Source organism: Citrobacter sp. RHBSTW-00524 (assembly GCF_013747755.1).
GTDB classification, from domain to species: domain Bacteria; phylum Pseudomonadota; class Gammaproteobacteria; order Enterobacterales; family Enterobacteriaceae; genus Citrobacter; species Citrobacter braakii.
Window position 1 is genome coordinate 1,477,940 of record NZ_CP056421.1, and the last position, 15,668, is coordinate 1,493,607.

At 54.3% G+C, this 15,668-nt stretch carries 16 protein-coding genes; 14 read left to right on the forward strand and 2 right to left on the reverse strand.

Annotated elements, in window-relative coordinates; all coding sequences use genetic code 11:
• The first annotated feature begins 10 nt into the window (after positions 1–10).
• Genes eutJ through eutR form a run of 9 tightly spaced genes read left to right on the forward strand, consistent with a single transcriptional unit; the run spans position 11 to position 9,289 of the window.
• Positions 11–850 carry an ethanolamine utilization protein EutJ gene (eutJ, locus tag HV229_RS07010; protein WP_016153952.1) on the forward strand — a complete coding sequence of 280 codons (840 nt, stop codon included), beginning with the start codon at positions 11–13 and terminating at the stop codon, positions 848–850.
• Positions 840–2,027, forward strand: coding sequence for an ethanolamine utilization ethanol dehydrogenase EutG (gene eutG / locus HV229_RS07015; RefSeq protein WP_016153951.1), 1,188 nt, complete (start codon positions 840–842; stop codon positions 2,025–2,027). The genes eutJ and eutG overlap by 11 nt, the downstream gene beginning before the upstream one ends.
• 27 nt (positions 2,028–2,054) lie before the next feature.
• The gene (eutH, locus tag HV229_RS07020; protein WP_181547146.1) at positions 2,055–3,287 is read left to right on the forward strand and encodes an ethanolamine utilization protein EutH; all 1,233 of its coding nucleotides are present in this window, start codon (positions 2,055–2,057) and stop codon (positions 3,285–3,287) included.
• Positions 3,284–4,687 (forward strand): ethanolamine ammonia-lyase reactivating factor EutA, encoded by a 1,404-nt coding sequence (gene eutA / locus HV229_RS07025; RefSeq protein WP_181547148.1) that lies wholly within the window; start codon positions 3,284–3,286, stop codon positions 4,685–4,687. Before eutH ends, eutA begins: the two co-directional genes overlap by 4 nt.
• A gap of 11 nt (positions 4,688–4,698) precedes the next feature.
• Positions 4,699–6,060, forward strand: coding sequence for an ethanolamine ammonia-lyase subunit alpha (gene eutB / locus HV229_RS07030; protein WP_003038029.1), 1,362 nt, complete (start codon positions 4,699–4,701; stop codon positions 6,058–6,060).
• Positions 6,061–6,080: 20 nt separating this feature from the next.
• A complete protein-coding gene (gene eutC / locus HV229_RS07035) occupies positions 6,081–6,977 on the forward strand; it encodes an ethanolamine ammonia-lyase subunit EutC (RefSeq protein WP_016153947.1) in 897 nt (298 codons plus the stop codon).
• 9 nt (positions 6,978–6,986) lie between these two features.
• Positions 6,987–7,646 carry an ethanolamine utilization microcompartment protein EutL gene (eutL, locus tag HV229_RS07040; protein ID WP_016153946.1) on the forward strand — a complete coding sequence of 220 codons (660 nt, stop codon included), beginning with the start codon at positions 6,987–6,989 and terminating at the stop codon, positions 7,644–7,646.
• Positions 7,647–7,657: 11 nt separating this feature from the next.
• Positions 7,658–8,188, forward strand: a complete 531-nt coding sequence (gene eutK, locus HV229_RS07045) for an ethanolamine utilization microcompartment protein EutK (RefSeq protein ID WP_016157100.1) — start codon at positions 7,658–7,660, stop codon at positions 8,186–8,188.
• Positions 8,189–8,236: 48 nt separating this feature from the next.
• Positions 8,237–9,289 (forward strand): HTH-type transcriptional regulator EutR, encoded by a 1,053-nt coding sequence (eutR, locus tag HV229_RS07050; protein WP_016153944.1) that lies wholly within the window; start codon positions 8,237–8,239, stop codon positions 9,287–9,289.
• Positions 9,290–9,356: 67 nt separating this feature from the next.
• Here eutR and hemF read toward each other — a convergent pair whose 3' ends face one another.
• Together hemF and amiA are read right to left on the reverse strand one after the other, a co-directional pair.
• The gene (gene hemF / locus HV229_RS07055; RefSeq protein ID WP_181547150.1) at positions 9,357–10,256 is read right to left on the reverse strand and encodes an oxygen-dependent coproporphyrinogen oxidase; all 900 of its coding nucleotides are present in this window, start codon (positions 10,254–10,256) and stop codon (positions 9,357–9,359) included.
• A 2-nt stretch (positions 10,257–10,258) separates the two neighbouring features.
• A complete protein-coding gene (gene amiA / locus HV229_RS07060; RefSeq protein ID WP_016153942.1) occupies positions 10,259–11,128 on the reverse strand; it encodes an N-acetylmuramoyl-L-alanine amidase AmiA in 870 nt (289 codons plus the stop codon).
• 211 nt (positions 11,129–11,339) lie between these two features.
• Here amiA and HV229_RS07065 point away from each other — a divergent pair, with 211 nt between their 5' ends.
• The 5 genes from HV229_RS07065 (at position 11,340) to argH (ending at position 15,663) form a co-directional block, all read left to right on the forward strand.
• On the forward strand, positions 11,340–11,765 hold the full coding sequence (locus HV229_RS07065) for a GNAT family acetyltransferase (RefSeq protein ID WP_003038048.1): 426 nt from the start codon (positions 11,340–11,342) through the stop codon (positions 11,763–11,765).
• Positions 11,752–12,201 (forward strand): DUF2919 domain-containing protein, encoded by a 450-nt coding sequence (locus HV229_RS07070; RefSeq protein ID WP_016157098.1) that lies wholly within the window; start codon positions 11,752–11,754, stop codon positions 12,199–12,201. Before HV229_RS07065 ends, HV229_RS07070 begins: the two co-directional genes overlap by 14 nt.
• Before the next feature lie 59 nt (positions 12,202–12,260).
• Positions 12,261–12,836, forward strand: a complete 576-nt coding sequence (locus tag HV229_RS07075) for an RpoE-regulated lipoprotein (RefSeq protein ID WP_016153940.1) — start codon at positions 12,261–12,263, stop codon at positions 12,834–12,836.
• 94 nt (positions 12,837–12,930) lie between these two features.
• Positions 12,931–13,830, forward strand: coding sequence for a porphyrinogen peroxidase (yfeX, locus tag HV229_RS07080; protein WP_016153939.1), 900 nt, complete (start codon positions 12,931–12,933; stop codon positions 13,828–13,830).
• Between the two features lie 456 nt (positions 13,831–14,286).
• The gene (gene argH / locus HV229_RS07085) at positions 14,287–15,663 is read left to right on the forward strand and encodes an argininosuccinate lyase (RefSeq protein WP_019077352.1); all 1,377 of its coding nucleotides are present in this window, start codon (positions 14,287–14,289) and stop codon (positions 15,661–15,663) included.
• The last annotated feature ends 5 nt before the right edge of the window (positions 15,664–15,668 follow it).

A 15,668-nucleotide genomic window follows, 5' to 3' on the forward strand; every position in this document is an offset into this window, starting at 1 on the left:
AGTGAACGACATGGCGCACGACGAACAACGTTGGCTGACACCCAGATTGCTAAAAGCGGCAACGCTATGTAACCAGACGCCCGTAAAGAGCGATTCACCGCTGTGGCTGGGCGTGGATTTGGGGACGTGTGATGTGGTGTCGATGGTTGTCGACAGTGACGGACAGCCGGTTGCGGTTTGCCTGGACTGGGCCGACGTCGTGCGCGATGGCATCGTCTGGGATTTTTTCGGTGCGGTGACCATCGTTCGTCGCCATCTCGATACGCTCGAACAACAGTTGGGTTGCCGCTTTACCCACGCGGCAACCTCGTTTCCACCGGGAACTGACCCACGGATCTCGATCAACGTGCTGGAATCTGCCGGGCTTGAAGTCAGTCATGTGCTCGACGAACCGACCGCGGTGGCAGACCTGTTGCAGCTTGATAACGCTGGCGTGGTGGATATCGGTGGCGGTACCACCGGGATTGCGATTGTGAAGCGAGGCAAGGTGACTTACTCCGCCGATGAAGCGACCGGCGGGCACCACATTTCTCTGACGCTTGCCGGGAACCGTCGCATCCAGTTGGAAGAGGCGGAGCAGTACAAACGCAGCAACGGTAAAGAAATCTGGCCGGTGGTTAAGCCGGTCTACGAAAAAATGGCGGAAATTGTGGCTCACCATATTGCCGGACAGGGCGTGGCAGATTTATGGCTGGCCGGTGGTTCCTGTATGCAGCCGGGCGTTGATGAACTGTTTCGTAAGCGTTTCCCGGAACTGCAGGTGCATTTACCCCAGCACAGCCTGTTTATGACCCCGCTGGCGATTGCAAATAGCGGAAAAGAAAAAGCGGAAGGAATCTATGCAAGCTGAATTGCAGACCGCGCTCTTTCAGGCATTCGATACCCTGAATCTGCAACGCGTAAAAACGTTTAGCGTTCCACCGGTTACGTTGTGTGGACTGGGAGCGCTCAGTACCTGCGGACAGGAAGCACAAACGCGCGGCCTGACGCATATGTTCGTCATGGTCGACAGTTTCCTGCACCAGGCGGGGATGACCGCCGCACTGGAACGCAGCCTGGCGATGAAAGGCGTGGCGATGACGCTGTGGCCATGTCCGGTGGGCGAACCGTGCATTACGGACGTCTGCGCGGCGGTCGCGCAACTGCGTGAATCGAAGTGCGATGGCGTAGTGGCCTTTGGTGGCGGTTCCGTATTGGATGCCGCAAAAGCCGTGGCGTTGCTGGTGACCAATCCCACCCAGACGCTGGCAGACATGGATGAGAGCAGCGCGTTACGCCCGCGTCTGCCGCTGATTGCCGTACCGACTACCGCCGGAACGGGTTCAGAAACCACTAATGTCACGGTGATTATCGACGCCGCGACCGGGCTTAAAAAAGTGCTGGCCCACGCAACCCTGATGCCGGATGTGGCGATTCTTGACGCCGCGCTGACGGAAGGTGTGCCCGCACACGTAACGGCGATGACCGGGATCGATGCGCTGACGCACGCCGTTGAAGCGTATAGCGCTCTGAACGCGACGCCGTTTACCGACAGTCTGGCGATTGGCGCGATTGCGATGATAGGTAAATCGCTGCCGAAGGCCGTTGGCTATGGTCAGGATCTGGCGGCGCGAGAAAGCATGCTACTGGCTTCCTGTATGGCCGGGATGGCGTTTTCCAGCGCCGGGCTGGGCCTGTGTCACGCGATGGCGCACCAGCCGGGTGCGACGCTGCACATTCCACATGGACAGGCTAACGCCATGCTGCTGCCCACAGTAATGGGTTTCAACCGCATGGTGTGTCGTGAGCGTTTCAGCCATATCGGACGGGCGCTAACCAACAAGAAGTCGGACGATCGCGATGCCATCAACGCCGTCAGCGAGCTGATTAGCGAAGTGGGCCAGACCAAACGACTCTCTGACGTTGGGGCGAAGCCCGAGCATTACAGCGCATGGGCTCACGCCGCGCTGGAAGATATTTGTATTCGCAGTAACCCACGCACCGCCACGCAGGCCGACATTATCGCGTTGTATGCGGCGGCACAATAAATACACATATGACAGGGAGTGAAGGTTATGGGAATTAACGAAATCATCATGTACATCATGATGTTCTTTATGCTGATTGCCGCCGTGGACAGGATCCTGTCGCAGTTCGGCGGTTCGGCACGCTTCCTCGGTAAGTTCGGGAAGAGTATTGAGGGATCGGGCGGCCAGTTTGAAGAAGGTTTTATGGCGATGGGCGCGCTGGGTCTGGCGATGGTCGGTATGACCGCGCTGGCACCGGTACTGGCGCATGTGCTCGGGCCGGTGATTATTCCACTGTACGAAATGTTGGGCGCGAACCCGTCGATGTTTGCCGGAACGCTGCTGGCGTGCGATATGGGCGGCTTCTTCCTGGCGAAGGAACTGGCGGGCGGCGACGTTGCGGCGTGGCTGTACTCCGGCCTGATCCTCGGGGCGATGATGGGGCCGACGCTGGTCTTCTCTATTCCGGTTGCGCTGGGGATTATTGAACCGTCCGACCGTCGTTATCTGGCGCTGGGCGTGCTGGCTGGGATCGTCACCATTCCGATTGGCTGTATTGCGGGTGGTTTGATCGCGATGTACTCCGGTGTCGAAATCAACGGGCAGCCGGTGGAGTTCACCTTCGCGCTGATCCTGATGAACATGATCCCGGTGCTGATCGTTGCCGTGCTGGTGGCGCTGGGACTGAAATTCATCCCGGAAAAAATGATCAACGGCTTCCAGATCTTCGCGAAATTCCTGGTGGCGCTGATCACCATCGGTCTGGCGGCAGCGGTAATCAAATTCCTGCTCGGCTGGGAACTGATTCCGGGCCTTGATCCTATCTTCATGGCACCGGGTGACAAGCCGGGTGAAGTGATGCGCGCCATCGAAGTTATCGGTTCTATCTCCTGCGTGCTGCTGGGTGCGTACCCAATGGTACTGCTGCTGACCCGCTGGTTTGAAAAGCCGCTGATGAGCGTTGGTAACCTGTTAAAAATCAATAATATTGCGGCTGCGGGCATGGTGGCGACGCTGGCGAACAACATCCCAATGTTCGGCATGATGAAGAATATGGATACCCGCGGCAAAGTGATCAACTGCGCCTTTGCGGTCTCCGCAGCCTTCGCTCTGGGTGACCACTTAGGTTTCGCCGCGGCCAACATGAACGCGATGATCTTCCCAATGATTGTCGGCAAGCTGATTGGCGGCGTGACGGCGATTGGTGTGGCTATGCTGTTGGTACCGAAAGACGAAGATGTTCCGGCACCAGCAGTAACCAACCCGGAGGCGCAATCGTGAATACTCGCCAGCTACTCAGCGTCGGTATCGATATCGGCACCACCACCACTCAGGTGATCTTCTCGCGCCTTGAGCTGGTCAACCGTGCGGCAGTGTCGCAGGTGCCGCGTTACGAATTCATCAAACGCGAAATTAGCTGGCAAAGCCCGGTGTTCTTTACCCCCGTTGATAAGCATGGCGGGTTGAAAGAGGCCGAACTTAAGGCGCTGATCCTCGCCCAGTATCAGGCGGCGGGAATTGCGCCTGAGACCGTCGATTCCGGCGCGATCATCATCACCGGAGAAAGTGCCAAAACCCGCAACGCGCGACCAGCGGTGATGACGCTCTCTCAGTCGCTGGGGGACTTCGTGGTTGCCAGCGCCGGTCCGCATCTGGAATCTGTGATTGCCGGTCACGGCGCAGGGGCTCAAACCCTGTCAGAGCAGAAGTTGTGCCGCGTACTGAATATCGACATCGGTGGCGGGACGTCGAACTACGTCCTGTTCGATGCCGGAAAAGTCAGCGGTTCGGCCTGCCTGAACGTCGGCGGACGACTGCTGGAAACGGACGGTCAGGGGCGGGTGGTGCATGCGCATCAGCCAGGACAGATGATTGTTGATGACGTATTTGGCCCTGGCACCGACGCCCGGACCCTCAATGCGGCGCAGCTTGTTCAGGTGGCCCGACGGATGGCGGCGCTGATCGTAGAGGTGATTGACGGCACGCTGTCACCGCTGGCGCAGGCGCTGATGCAAACCGGTCTGTTGCCGACGGGTGTGAAGCCGGAAGTGATTACGTTGTCCGGCGGGGTGGGCGAGTGCTACCGCAACCAGCCTGCCGATCCATTCTGTTTTTCCGATATTGGGCCGCTGTTAGCGACGGCGCTGCATGAACATCCGCGCCTGCGTGAGATGAACGTGCAGTTCCCGGCGCAAACCGTGCGCGCCACGGTGATTGGCGCCGGTGCGCATACGCTGTCGCTTTCGGGCAGCACCATCTGGCTGGAAGGTGTGGTGCTTCCGCTGCGCAATCTGCCGGTGGCGATTCCGGTTGATGAGGCTGATTTGGTGGCCGCCTGGCAACAAGCGCTGATGCAGCTCGATCTGGACCCGCAAACAGACGCTTACGTGCTGGCGCTACCCGGTTCGCTGCCGGTGCGCTACGCCGCGCTGTTAACGGTTATTGATGCGCTACTGGCCTTTGTCGCGCGCCATCCGAATCCGCATCCCCTGCTGGTGGTAGCCGAGCAGGATTTTGGTAAAGCACTGGGCATGCTGTTACGCCCACAGTTACAGCAACACCCGCTGGCAGTCATCGATGAGGTGGTTGTCCGGGCGGGGGACTATATCGACATTGGTACGCCTCTTTTTGGCGGATCGGTTGTGCCGGTGACGGTGAAATCACTCGCATTTCCTTCCTGAGGGAACGACTTATGAAACTAAAGACCACATTGTTCGGCAATGTTTATCAGTTTAAGGATGTTAAAGAGGTGCTGGCAAAAGCCAACGAACTGCGTTCGGGGGATGTGCTGGCAGGGGTAGCTGCAACCAGTTCGCAAGAGCGAGTGGCGGCCAAACAGGTGCTGTCGGAAATGACGGTAGCGGATATCCGCAACAACCCGGTGATTTCCTATGAAGAGGACTGCGTGACGCGTCTGATTCAGGACGACGTCAACGAAACGGCCTATAACCGCATCAAAAACTGGAGTATCAGCGAGCTGCGCGAGTACGTGCTGAGCGATGAAACCTCCGTTGATGACATTGCGTTTACGCGCAAAGGATTAACGTCGGAAGTGGTCGCAGCGGTAGCAAAAATCTGCTCTAACGCGGACCTTATCTACGGCGGTAAGAAAATGCCGGTGATCAAAAAGGCCAACACCACCATTGGTCTGCCGGGCACCTTCAGCTGTCGTTTACAGCCGAACGACACCCGTGATGACGTGCAGAGTATTGCGGCACAAATCTACGAAGGGCTGTCCTTCGGGGCGGGCGATGCGGTGATTGGCGTTAACCCGGTAACCGATGACGTGGAAAACTTAAGCCGCGTACTTGATACCGTGTACGGCGTCATCGACAAATTCAATATCCCGACCCAGGGCTGCGTCCTGGCGCACGTTACTACCCAGATCGAAGCCATTCGTCGCGGCGCGCCGGGCGGGCTGATTTTCCAGAGTATCTGCGGCAGCGAGAAAGGCTTAAAAGAGTTTGGCGTTGAGCTGGCCATGCTGGATGAAGCGCGTGCAGTGGGCGCTGAGTTTAACCGTATCGCCGGGGAAAACTGCCTGTACTTCGAAACCGGACAAGGGTCTGCGCTTTCTGCTGGCGCTAACTTCGGTGCCGATCAGGTGACGATGGAAGCACGTAACTACGGTCTGGCGCGTCACTACGATCCGTTCCTGGTGAACACCGTTGTCGGCTTTATCGGGCCGGAGTATCTCTACAACGACCGTCAGATTATTCGCGCGGGTCTGGAAGATCACTTTATGGGCAAGCTGAGCGGCATCTCAATGGGCTGCGACTGCTGCTATACCAACCATGCTGATGCTGACCAGAACCTCAACGAAAACCTGATGATTCTGCTCGCCACCGCTGGCTGCAACTACATCATGGGCATGCCGCTCGGTGACGACATCATGCTCAACTATCAGACCACCGCCTTCCACGACACCGCGACCGTGCGCCAGTTGCTGAACCTGCGTCCGTCGCCGGAGTTTGAACGCTGGCTGGAAACCATGGGCATTATGGCAAACGGTCGCCTGACCAAACGGGCGGGCGATCCGTCACTGTTCTTCTGATGACGCGGGGATGACACACGATGGATCAAAAACAGATTGAAGAAATTGTACGCAGCGTGATGGCGTCAATGGGTGAGTCGCAGCCGCAGGCGCAAGCGCCGGCAGTACAAGCGCAATGCAGCACCACCCAGTGCGCCGCGCCGACCGGTGAAAGCTGTGCGATGGATTTAGGCTCAGCCGAGGCTAAAGCGTGGATTGGCGTTGAGAATCCGCACCGCGCAGAGGTGTTGACTGAACTGCGTCGCAGCACTGCGGCGCGTGTATGTACCGGTCGAGCCGGTCCACGTCCGCGTACCCAGGCGCTGCTGCGCTTCCTGGCCGACCACTCGCGTTCGAAAGATACGGTATTGAAAGAAGTGCCGGAAGAGTGGGTAAAAGCCCAGGGGCTGCTAGAAGTGCGCTCGGAAATCAGTGACAAAAACCTGTATCTGACGCGTCCGGATCTGGGGCGTCGTCTGAGTGCGGAAGCCATTGAAGCGCTGAAATCACAGTGTGTAATGAACCCGGATGTGCAGGTGATTATCTCTGATGGCCTGTCTACGGACGCTATCACCGCTAACTACGAAGAGATCCTGCCGCCGCTGTTGTCTGGCTTAAAACAGGCCGGATTGAAGGTTGGGACGCCGTTCTTTGTTCGCTATGGTCGCGTGAAAATCGAAGATCAGATCGGCGAACTGCTGGGCGCGAAAGCGGTGATCCTGCTGGTTGGGGAACGTCCGGGCCTGGGCCAGTCGGAAAGCCTTTCTTGCTACGCCGTCTATTCGCCGCGTGTGGCGACGACCGTTGAAGCTGACCGTACCTGTATCTCGAACATTCACCAGGGCGGTACGCCACCGGTTGAAGCGGCGGCGGTCATTGTGGATTTGGCCAAGCGCATGCTGGAGCAAAAAGCATCCGGCATCAATATGACCCGTTAAGGAGGCATCATGCCAGCATTAGATTTGATTAGACCTTCAGTCACCGCAATGCGCGTGATTGCCTCGGTAAATGACGGTTTTGCCCGTGAACTTAAATTACCGCCACATATACGTAGCCTCGGACTCATCACAGCAGATTCTGATGACGTGGCGTATATTGCCGCAGACGAAGCGACAAAACAGGCAATGGTGGAAGTGGTTTATGGCCGCTCGCTGTATGCCGGCGCGGCGCACAGTCCCTCTCCAACTTCGGGTGAAGTGCTGATTATGCTCGGTGGACCCAACCCGGCAGAAGTTCGCGCAGGTCTGGACGCGATGGTAGCCAATATTGAAAGCGGCGCGGCGTTTCAGTGGGCGAATGACGCAGAAGATACCGCCTTCCTGGCGCATGTGGTTTCGCGTACCGGCTCGTATCTCTCGGCGACCGCAGGATGCCGGCTTGGCGATCCGATGGCGTATCTGGTGGCGCCGCCGCTGGAAGCGACATTTGGTATTGATGCTGCGCTGAAATCGGCCGATGTACAACTGGTGACTTACGTTCCGCCGCCGTCAGAAACCAACTATTCGGCTGCGTTTATGACCGGTAGCCAGGCCGCTTGTAAAGCTGCATGTAACGCCTTTGCCGATGCCGTTCTGGATATTGCCCGTAACCCAATCCAGCGCGCGTAAGAGAGGTTGTGATGATCAATGCACTGGGATTACTGGAAGTGGATGGCATGGTCGCTGCCGTGGATGCGGCGGATGCCATGCTGAAAGCCGCGAACGTGCGCCTGCTTAGCCACGAAGTGCTCGATCCTGGCCGGTTGACGCTGGTGGTGGAAGGCGATCTGGCGGCGTGCCGCGCAGCGCTGGATGCCGGTAGCGCCGCTGCTGCGCGTACAGGCCGTGTTATCAGCCGTAAGGAAATCGGCCGACCGGACGATGATACCCAGTGGCTGATCGGCGGTTTTAAGCGCCAGCCGAAGAAACCAGAACAGAAGCCAGAAGTGAAAACAGATGTAAAAACGCAGAAAACGCAGGACGCCCCGTTGACGCCTGAATCCTCTGATCAACTTCTGACGCTGTTGGCATCGGTCCGTCAAGGAATGACGGCAGGGGAAGTGGCTGCCCACTTTGGCTGGTCACTTGATGAAGCCAGAAAGGCGCTGGAACAGCTCTTTTCTGACGGAGCGTTGCGTAAACGCAGTAGTCGCTATCGCTTAAAAAATTAACCTGTCGGAGGGCCGGGGGCTTCGTTGAAGCTTCCGGCTTAAAAGATCATGAAAAAGAACCGTACTGCAAACCTGCACCATCTTTATCATGAAGCATTACCCGAAGACGTTAAACTTACGCCGAAAGTGGAGGTGGACAACGTTCACCAGCGGCGAACAACGGATGTGTATGAGCATGCGCTGACGATTACCGCATGGCAGCAGATCTACGACCAGTTGCATCCGGGAAAATTTCATGGCGAGTTCACGGAAATCCTGCTCGACGATATTCAGGTGTTCCGTGAATACACCGGACTGGCGTTACGTCAGTCGTGTCTTGTCTGGCCGAATTCTTTCTGGTTTGGTATTCCGGCCACGCGCGGCGAACAGGGATTTATTGGCACCCAGTGTCTGGGGAGCGCTGAAATTGCCACCCGCCCTGGCGGGACAGAGTTTGAACTGAGTACGCCGGATGATTACACCATTCTGGGCGTCGTCATTTCGGAAGAGGCGATTGCCCGTCAGGCCAACTTCCTGCATAACCCGGAAAGAGTGCTGCATATGCTGCGCAACCAGTCGGCGCTGGAAGTTAAAGAACAACACAAAGCCGCGTTATGGGGCTTTGTGCAGCAGGCGCTGGCGACGTTTAGCGAAAATCCGGAAAACCTCCATCAACCTGCGGTACGCAAAGTGCTGGGCGATAACCTGCTGCTGGCGATGGGCACTATGTTGGAAGAGGCGCAGCCGATTATCACGGCTGAGAGCATCAGCCATCAGAGCTATCGTCGCCTGCTGTCGCGTGCGCGGGAATATGTGCTGGAAAATATGTCAGAACCGCTGACCGTGCTCGATCTGTGTAATCAACTGCACGTCAGCCGTCGGACGTTGCAAAACGCCTTTCACGCGATCCTTGGTATTGGTCCGAATGCCTGGTTAAAACGCATTCGCCTGAACGCCGTACGTCGCGAGCTGATAAGCCCGTGGTCGCAGAGTACGACGGTGAAAGACGCCGCCATGCAGTGGGGGTTCTGGCATTTAGGGCAGTTTGCCACCGACTACCAGCAGCTGTTTGCGGAAAAACCTTCATTGACGCTGCATCAGCGCATGCGCCAGTGGGCATGATGCGATGAATGTGCCGGATGCGACGCAAATGCGTTTTATCCGGCCTGGGGGCTGGTATTGTCTGGGGTTACACCCAGTCGCGAACCTGAATAAACTCGCTAAGGGCGGCTTCCGGGCTGTTCGCTTCCGGCTGCCAGTCATACTCCCAGCGCACCAGCGGCGGCATCGACATCAGAATCGATTCCGTACGGCCGCCGGTCTGCAGACCGAATAATGTGCCGCGATCCCACACCAGGTTAAATTCCACATAGCGTCCGCGACGGTAAAGCTGAAAATTGCGTTCACGTTCGCCCCAGCTCATTGCTTTGCGGCGCTCAACGATGGGCAGATACGCTTCGGTATAGCCTTGACCTACCGCCTGCATAAAGGCGAAGCCGTGGTCGAAATCCGGCGTATTCAAATCATCGAAAAACAGTCCGCCAATGCCGCGCTGTTCGTTGCGATGCTTGAGGAAGAAGTAGTCATCGCACCATTTCTTGTAACGGGAATAAACGTCTTCGCCGAACGGCTGGCACAGATCTCGCGCCGTGCGGTGCCAGTGAACCGCATCCTCATCAAAGCCGTAGTAGGGCGTTAAGTCAAAGCCGCCGCCAAACCACCAGACCGGGTCAGTGCCCGGTTTTTCCGCGATAAAAAATCGCACGTTGGCGTGACTGGTCGGAATGTAGGGATTCTGCGGATGTACCACCAGCGAGACGCCCATGGCCTCAAAGCTGCGTCCCGCAAGCTCGGGGCGATGGGCGGTAGCCGAGGCCGGCATTGCCTCGCCGTGAACGTGGGAGAAGTTGACGCCCGCTTGCTCGAAAATACCGCCGTTACGCAGCACCCGGCTGCGCCCGCCGCCGCCTGCTTCACGTTGCCAGTTATCCTCAACAAACTCGGCGCCGTCTACGGCGGATAACTGCTGGCAAATATCATCTTGCAGGCTGAGCAGGAACTGTTTTACGTGCTGTGCATCGGGCTTCATGGTTAACGTTTCTTCGAGTGTGCTTTCTGGTTATCAAACCAGTGGAAATAGCTGATGATGCCATTGGCGATAGCGGTGGCGATTTTCTGGCGAAATGCCGCCGTACCCAGCAGACGTTCTTCTTCCGGGTTGGTTATGAACGAGGTTTCGACCAGTACCGACGGAATTGATGGTGATTTTAGCACCACGAAGGCGGCTTGTTCCGTGCTGCGGCTGTGAAGACGGTGTACCGGCTTGATCTTCTTGAGAATATGCGAGCCTAACGTCAGGCTGTTTTTAATGGTATCCGTTTGCACCAGATCGAACAGCACCTGCTGCAGCAAATGGTCTTTATCGGTGGTCTTCTTCCCGGCCACTTCATCGGCCCGGTTTTCACGATCGGACAGATACTTCGCCATGGCGCTACTGGCACCGCGATTGGACAACGCAAAGACCGACGCACCTGCAGCGCTCGGATTGGTAAAACCATCGGCGTGGATCGACATGAACAGGTCCGCGCCATGCTTATGTGCGATCTCGACGCGATCGTAAAGCGGAATAAATGTATCGCCGGAGCGCGTTAGGCGCGCATCAATCCCCTGGTTGCGTAGAATCGAGCGCACGTTTTTGGCAATCGCCAGTACCACGTGCTTTTCCTTCGACCCATTGCGACCAATTGCGCCGGTATCAATCCCTCCGTGACCCGGATCAAGGACAACAACGCGCTTAGCGCCGGCTTTTTTCGCTTTCGGTTTGCTGTGTCCATTGCTGGTCTTAAGCGCTTCTTCTTTAGCGATGGCTTGCGACATGCCTGACAGCGTTAGGGCGGCCAGCCCGGCTTTCAACACCTGGCGGCGCGATGTGAGTGTTTTTAGTGGTTTAAAAGTGCTCATACGGCCTGAGTTGTAAAAAAAGGTTCTAAACGTTATATCGTATCGCGTTGTCCGTTGCGACGGATCGGGATAAGAATTGTTTTACTTTTCATTTCAATACGTGACAATTCCGTATTATGCCATTTTTTCCGCCGCTTCGCGTCAGATATTGGCTAAATCAGCCGTTCGCGCCATAATCGCTTTTTAACGTCCTGAAAAGGTACCCAATACCATGGAAATACGCGTTTTTCGCCAGGAAGATTTCGAAGAGGTGATCACCCTCTGGGAGCGCTGTGATTTGCTGCGTCCATGGAACGATCCTGAAATGGACATTGAGCGTAAAGTCAATCATGACGTCAGCTTGTTCCTGGTCGCTGAAGTGAATGGCGAGGTGGTCGGTACGGTGATGGGCGGATATGACGGGCATCGCGGCTCGGCCTATTACCTGGGCGTACATCCTGAGTTTCGCGGTCGCGGCATTGCCAATGCGCTGCTCAACCGGCTGGAGAAAAAGCTCATTGCCCGTGGTTGTCCGAAGATTCAAATCATGGTGCGTGACGATAATGACGTCGTACAGGGTATGTATGAACGTCTGGGTTATGAACATGCGGATGTACTCAATCTGGGCAAGCGTTTGATCGAAGATGAAGAGTACTGAGTTTCATCCGGCCGACTATGACGCTCATGGGCGTCTGCGCCTGCCTTTTCTCTTCTGGTGCGTGCTGCTGCTGCAGGCGCGCACCTGGGTTCTGTTTGTGATTGCCGGTTCTTCCCGTGAGCAAGGCAACACGCTGCTGAATCTGTTTTATCCCGATCACGACGCTTTCTGGCTGGGTTTGCTTCCCGGCGTTCCCGCGGTATTAGCATTTTTACTCAGCGGGCGACGCTTTGCGTTTCCGGTGGTATGGCGCTGGCTGCGAGGATTACTGATCCTCGCTCAACTGGTGCTACTGTGTTGGCAGCCGGTGATGTGGCTGGCAGGCGATCCGGTCAACGGCGTCGGGCTGGCGCTGCTGGTGGCGGATGTCGTTGCGCTGATCTGGCTGTTAACTAATCAACGTCTGCGCGCCTGTTTTTCCCTCGAGAAAGAATAACGGCACTTTTTGGCGAAACCGGACTCCAAGCAACGTTGATAAATAAGGAAGGAAGTGAAATGAAATCACTGCGTTTGACTTTATGCGCGATGCCGCTGCTATTGACCGGGTGTTCAACGTTGTCATCGGTGAACTGGTCTGCCGCCAATCCGTGGAACTGGTTTGGTTCTTCAACGCAGGTCACTGAGCAGGGCGTCGGAGCGTTGACTGGCGCTACGCCGCTGGATGAAAAAACCATTGCTGATGCGCTGGACGGTGATTACCGCCTGCGTAGCGGGATGAAGACCGATAACGGTAATGTGGTGCGCTTTTATGAAGCGATGAAAGATGACAAGCTGGCGATGGTCATCAATGGCAATCAGGGAACGATTAGCCGTATTGATGTAGTCGACAGCGATATTCCCTCTTCTGCGGGTGTCGAAATCGGTACACCGTTTAGCGACCTTTACACTAAAGCCTTTGGTAATTGTCAGAAGGCGACTGGCGATGACAGCGCGGGCGTTGAATGCAAAGCTGAAGGAAGTCAACATATTAGCTACGTCTTTTCCGGTGAGTGGAGCGGGCCTGAGGGCTTAATGCCGTCTGACGATACGTTGAAAGCATGGAAAGTAAGCAAAATTATCTGGCGGCGTTAATTTGCGTCTGAACAAATCGGCTTGTTAAAAAAACAGGTAGAATAGCGCCCATCAATGCCACGATGTCGTGGCATCTTTTTTTTCAGGAGGAACAATGTCTCAGGTTCAGAGTGGCATTTTGCCAGAACATTGCCGTGCGGCGATTTGGATTGAAGCCAATGTTAAAGGCGACGTTGAGGCCCTGCGTGGGGCCAGCAAAACCTTCGCCGATAAGCTGGCGACCTTTGAAGCGAAGTTCCCGGATGCGCATCTGGGCGCGGTTGTTGCTTTTGGCAACAACACCTGGCGTACACTGAGCGGCGGCGTTGGCGCAGAAGAGTTAAAAGACTTTATCCCTTACGGTAAAGGTCTTGCGCCAGCCACCCAGTATGATGTGCTGATTCATATTCTCTCTTTGCGTCATGACGTGAATTTCTCCGTTGCACAGGCGGCAATGGAAGCCTTTGGCGACTGTATTGAAGTCAAAGAAGAGATCCACGGTTTCCGTTGGGTTGAAGAGCGCGATCTCAGCGGCTTTGTTGACGGAACGGAAAACCCGGCAGGCGTTGAAACGCGCCGTGAAGTCGCGGTTATTAAAGATGGCGTGGATGCTGGCGGTAGCTATGTGTTTGTGCAGCGTTGGGAACATAACCTGAAGCAGCTTAACCGCATGAGCATTCATGACCAGGAAATGATGATTGGGCGTACCAAGGAAGCCAACGAAGAGATCGACGGTGATGACCGTCCGGTTACCTCTCACCTGAGCCGCGTCGATCTCAAAGAAGACGGTAAAGGACTGAAAATTGTGCGCCAGAGCCTGCCATACGGTACCGCCAGCGGTACGCACGGCCTCTATTTCTGTGCCTATTGCGCCCGTTTGCACAACATCGAGCAGCAACTGCTGAGCATGTTTGGCGACACTGACGGCAAGCGCGACGCGATGCTGCGCTTCACTAAACCGGTGACCGGCGGCTATTATTTCGCGCCATCGCTGGATCGTTTGCTGGCCCTGTAATTTTTTGATGCCAGATGGCGCTGATGCCGCCATCTGGCACAATATAGCTCTCCCCCGAATCACCCAACGTCCGCTATGCTGATAATGCACTCGCGTTGACGCTCATCCTGAAAAATCACCTCCCACGTTCATTATTATTTACCTGCCAGTTTCTCGGTTATGACAACGGTATTAAATGGAATTATTTAGAATCAATAAACTATTAATACCAATTTATTACTTTAAAAATTCTGAATATATCTGAATTAAATCACAATTTAAATGTGATGAAGATCGGATTTTTTAATGCAATTTATGAAAATAAAACAAATAATAAGTGTAATTAATTTCGATATAAATTGATTTAATGCCTTCATTTGTTGACAATTAAAATGACTGTCTTGTAATCTGAAAATGACCGAAAAATAACGGAATTTATATTTAACCATTTTGCAACAAAGGGTCATTGGAGGTTTTATGTCTACAAAATTATGGGGTGGGCGTTTTGATATGCCTACAAATAAACTGGTCGAATCTTATAATGCGACAATTATGCTGGAACAACGTCTCTGCCCTTTTGATATTCAGGGGAGTATTGCTCACGCCACTATGCTGGGCCGTCAGGGGATTATCACGCAGGATGAAGCGAATGCGATTATTGGCGGGTTAAGGCAGGTTAATAAAGAGATTGAGGAAGGGCAATTCGTTTTTGATACCGTTGATGAAGATATTCATATGGCGATAGAAAGACGTATGACAGAAATAATTGGTCCTGTAGGCGGGAAGCTACATACCGGCCGCAGTCGTAATGACCAGACGACTGTCGATTCGAAAATGCACATGAGATCGACTATTCGTGAAATTCAGCAGGATATCGTTCATCTACAAAAAGTTATTATCAGCAAGGCTGAAAATAACATTAATGCGATCATGCCTGGCTATACTCATTTACAGACCGGTCAGCCTATTCTTCTGTCGCACTGGATAATGGCATATTATTGGATGTTACGCCGTGACTGGACTCGTTTTGCAGACCTTTATCAACGCATGGGGGAATGCCCTTTAGGTTCAGCAGCCCTTGCCGGTACTACTTTCCCCATTGATCGTGATTTCACGGCTAAAGAGCTTGGCTTTGACAAACCGACTGAAAACAGTATTGATTCTGTCAGCGATCGTGACCATATGGTTGAATTCACTGCCGCCGCTGCTATGTGCTTTATGCATCTTACCCGTTTGTCAGAAGAACTGGTTTTATTCTCAAGTCAGGATTTTAAATTTATTGAGCTTTCAGATGATTTCTGTACCGGTTCCAGCATCATGCCACAGAAGAAAAACCCCGACGTGGCTGAAAAAATGCGCGGTAAAGGGGGGCGTATGTACGGAAATCTAATGGCGATGTTGACCATTATGAAAGGTATCCCTCTGGCCTATAATACTGATATGAGTGAGGATAAAGAGCAGGTCTATGACTCTATGGATACCTTACAGACCAGTCTGAAAATTATGGCGCCGATGCTCGAAAAAATGGTTATTCTTTCAGATAATACTCGTAGCGCAGCGGCAAGAGGATTTTCAAACGCAACCGATATGGCTGACTACCTGGTTCGTAAAGGCATTCCTTTTAGAGAAGCTCACCATATTGTTGGCAGTGCTGTTAATTACTGTATAAAACATAGAAAAATGTTGGAAGAGCTTACTCTGGATGAATTCCACACATTTGATGATAAAATCGAAAATGATATTTATGAGAGTATATCTCTCGAAGCATGTATTAAATCAAGAATGTCTTATGGTGGCACAGGGACTGATGCTGTTAAAAAACAGATCGAAATTGCTAAATCATATTTAAACTAATCCCG